General features: G+C 34.1%; 3 protein-coding genes and 1 pseudogene. All 4 read left to right on the top strand.

All coding sequences use genetic code 11. The features are described from left to right. Positions 1-152 precede the first annotated feature (152 nt). Positions 153-1,220, top strand: a complete 1,068-nt coding sequence (locus HHO47_RS18700; protein WP_248291053.1) for a tyrosine-type recombinase/integrase — start codon at positions 153-155, stop codon at positions 1,218-1,220. Positions 1,221-1,380: 160 nt separating this feature from the next. Next, the gene (locus HHO47_RS18695; protein ID WP_169021657.1) at positions 1,381-2,493 is read left to right on the top strand and encodes a nucleoid-associated protein; all 1,113 of its coding nucleotides are present in this window, start codon (positions 1,381-1,383) and stop codon (positions 2,491-2,493) included. Beyond that, positions 2,465-3,598, top strand: a complete 1,134-nt coding sequence (locus HHO47_RS18690; protein WP_169021656.1) for a hypothetical protein — start codon at positions 2,465-2,467, stop codon at positions 3,596-3,598. The genes HHO47_RS18695 and HHO47_RS18690 overlap by 29 nt, the downstream gene beginning before the upstream one ends. 142 nt (positions 3,599-3,740) lie before the next feature. Further along, a pseudogene (locus HHO47_RS18685) lies at positions 3,741-3,830 on the top strand (IS982 family transposase); the annotation flags it as partial.

The raw sequence follows: 3,830 nt of genomic DNA, 5'->3' as shown, positions 1-3,830 counted from the left end.
TTAGGCTCTCAAAAGAGAGTAATAGATCAAACCTAGGGTTCTGCGTCAAGCTTTTATTTACAAAAGCAAATCAAGTGGCTATTTAATGAGCGAGTTTAATTCAAATTAGGGGTGCGGAACAACAGATCAAAGGTAAACAGCGTAATTACCATTTGGGGTACTTTGGCGAGTGTGATTTAAAAGATGTGCGCAAGGAAGTTGAAAGCCTAAAAGGGCGAGTTGCTCTGGGTGAGGACGTATACGAAACAAAGCAGATATCACTAAAGCAGCAATTTATCGAGGATATATCACCAACTGTTGAAGAGCTTGCTAAGGAGTTTATTGAAAGAGATATTAAAGTTAACAGAAAAGACGTAGATCCTGTAATTAGAATGTTCAAAAAAGACATTTTGCCCTTTATAGGCAGCTATAAGCTCAAAGAGATAACTCGGCGTGACATTCTTAATAAGGTGCTTGATCCAATAAAAGATCGGGGTTCAAATACCCAAGCTAATAAAACACTCTCTATTTTAAAACAAATGTTCGACTTCGGTGTTGAGCGAGACCTTATGCAGGGCAATCCTGTTAACACAGTGAAAAAGAAAAGCGTAGGTGGTCTTGAAAAGTCTAGAACCAGAGCGCTTGAGTTTGAAGAGGTTATTCAAGTATTTGACCGCCTACCAAAGCTAGGTATAAGCCAGCAAGTTATTTACGCATTGAAGTGTATTACTCTAACGGGCTGTCGGCCAATAGAGGTTACAGGTGCACAGTGGCAAGAGTTTGATTTTGACAAAATGATATGGACAATCCCAGCCGAACGCGTAAAGCAAAACAAAGATGGCGAAAGAACCCATAAAGTACCAATTACTCAAAATATGGTTATTTTACTTGATGAGTTACGTGCAGCATTTGGCTATCTCAATTCTAAATATGTATTTCCGAGTACAACAACGAATAAATCTGGCCCAGGTGAGCAGCCTATTGATAGGCATTCATTATCACGCTCCATAAGTCGAAAGTTAGATCAATTGGGAGTCCCAAAATTTGTACCTCACGATTTAAGGAGAACAGTTGCTACTCGCTTAGGAGATACTGATATTGGAACAGATCCAATAGTGATTGAAAAAATACTAAACCACCAATTGCAAGGGGTGCAGGGCGTTTATAATATGCAGGAATATATGGAAAAGCGTCGTAAAGCATTGGAAAAATGGGGAAATAAATTAGTTTATGGATATTAAGTTAAATGACTTGCTATAATTTTATAAACTAAAGTTAGAAGTTAATTGCTGTGCTGTGGACTTCAATGCTATCCATAATCGATTATTGATGACTTGTATGGTTGTTTATGTAAATATCAAACTTTGTATTTCCATATAAGATAAAATATCTAGGTGTATAATGTCAGGGATTGAAGTATTAGCGGGTGTAAGTATCCCGTATCAACAAGATAAAGATTCAAAAAAATGGGTTGGAACAGTTGGTCATAATTGGCAAGTAACATCCAAGCCAGTTGTTGACTTTGCAGCTGAAGCAGAAAGGAAAATTAGAAAAAAGGTTAAGAGTCACGGTAAATTTTCTTACCCACTTAAGCCCAAAACTCTGCCATCTGAATTAGAAAAACACCTTTCAAATGAAACTGAAATACCATTTTATGATTTTGTTAATAAAATTCATTTGCATAGTGGGATATCACTTAATTCTTCTAGGGTTCAAAGTAAATTAGTACTAATCTTTTTAAAGTACAAAAAAGCAACTGCAAGGCATACTGAAGAACTCCCTGATTACAGAAGCTTCTTTTTAGTGATGCTTTTGAAAGATAAATCAGCTTTGAAGTTTGATGATGATGGTTCTCCGAACGGTACTAATATCATAGACTTTGAAGATGTTATGCAAGCTGCAATTTTTTCAATTGATGAGTTTCAAAATACATTAAGTAATCAAGAGCCTCCTGATGTTTCCTTTATTAATGGTGCTACTAAATATTTTATAGATTTTTTAGATGCAGAAGAGGTTATTAAAAACCAAGAAAGCGTTAAAAACCTTCTAACTGCTCTTGAAAATTACGGTTCACAATTAAGTCTTAGAAGAGTAGAAAGGGAGAAATGCGAAGCTAAGGTTAAAGGGTTTCTGGATGAAAACGAACGTAAAGGTTTCCCAACAAAACTTCAAGATGTAAGTACTATCATGTACAACGCATTAAGAGAAAACGCTCAATTGGAGGTTGAACGAGATTCTTTTGAGGATTTTATCAGAGAAAATAGCTATAAAATAAATGATGAATTCACAATAAGTAAAGCTGATCGTGAGCAACTAGAGTTTATATCGTTTGATACCGATGTTGGTAATCTAAAACTGAAAAAGTCTTTAATAAAGAGTAAGGGAGTTGATGGCAGTATCATCTTTAACCAAAATACGGGCGAATTAATAATTAAGACGAAAGTAAGTGATCAAGAAGTTAAAGCACAATTAAAGAAAATTCAGTATGACGACGATGCAAATCAAAACTTTTGAAAAACTGTATAATTCAGGAAAACTAATTTTTGATGGTAAGTATCTAGCATCAAGATCTGTTTCTGAACACGACTTTTTTAGTTGGTTCCCTGAGAGCGAGTTTAAATCTTCGGAGTTTGATAGTTCTAATTGTGAGGGGACTGTCGATGTCGAAGATGTCGACTTTATTTTCGAATCTTATCATTCTTTTGTCTGCGCTGTAGATAGTAACAATTATCAAAGCGATAAAGTTTTTATAATGAATGAAGAATTTGTAGAAGTAGGGCAGTTTTCAAAATCATATCTAAATTGGTTAGAGTTGTTTAGGTTAGCTTCAGATCACCACTATAAAAGCGAGCCTCCGAAAAATGAAAGAACAGTCTTAGTTGTCGATGGAAGCGGTGCAAGCGAAGCTTTAAAAATTGAATTTGAGGCATATTCTACAGATGAGATTAAAGATCTGATTGGAAATATTTCTGACCCAACACCACTCTTAGACTCATGTAAACAAAAAGATGCACATCAGAATGAAAAGCTTTCTGTTCTTCGTACCTCAATAATTAAATGGTTAAAGAAAAATCCTGATTCAAAGTTATCTATATTATGTTCAAGTTTAGAAGTTTTAAAAATTTTCCAATTGAACTATGAGACTTATTTAAGAAGTTTTTCTTTTGATGAATTCATAAAAGATCTAGAAGACGACGTAAGTGAGTTTATAAATAAAGTTGAAGAGCAAGTGCAAGGGTTTTACCTTCAAGCTTTAGCTGTGCCTGGTGCTGTGATTCTTGCTTCAGCATCAAGGGTAGCTGAAAAAAGCATTAATTTAGCTTTAGTATTTAGTACATTACTAGCATTATTTCTTGTATTTAGATCACTAAAAACAAAAGTTAAATTTATTTCAAGAATTACTGAAAATACAAAGTTTAAGCTTGAGGTTTACCAAAGAAGAGTGGATGACATTTTAAATATCTATGCTAAAGAAAGTATTTCAGAAAAGCTTGAATCTTCCCTAACTCAAATTGATAAATTAAATATAGAAAGTCGAACAGAAATTGAGAATGTTCGAGATATTATTATCGCTATATTTTCCACCTACGTAATAGTAGCTATGGTTTTTAATTATTAATTTTATGTACCATTATGGAGAAGTTGTAAATCCCCTAAATAATTATTTAATTAACCTGAATCTCGTTTAAGAAATTGAACTAAACGCCTGTTCCGAGATCCGATCTTTCAACCAAGAACGATTGAATAGACAAGGAACAGGCATGATTAAATTAGTTGAATTGTTTTGCGATGTCGATGATTTTTGCAAAGTATTTATACCCCAATGGGAAAAACAATTACTCGAAGATGGC

It is taken from the genome of Pseudoalteromonas arctica (genome assembly GCF_012927645.1).
In the GTDB taxonomy this organism is placed as follows: Bacteria; Pseudomonadota; Gammaproteobacteria; order Enterobacterales; family Alteromonadaceae; genus Pseudoalteromonas; species Pseudoalteromonas arctica_A.
The sequence above is the reverse complement of the archived record's forward strand: the minus strand, read 5'-3'. Positions and strand labels throughout refer to the sequence as shown.

What these genes read in the sequence shown, in the direction of transcription:
- HHO47_RS18690 (WP_169021656.1), top strand. Translation starts at nt 2,465, where the DNA reads ATGACGACGATGCAAATCAAAACTTTTGAAAAACTGTATAATTCAGGA.
- HHO47_RS18695 (WP_169021657.1), top strand. Translation starts at nt 1,381, where the DNA reads ATGTCAGGGATTGAAGTATTAGCGGGTGTAAGTATCCCGTATCAACAA.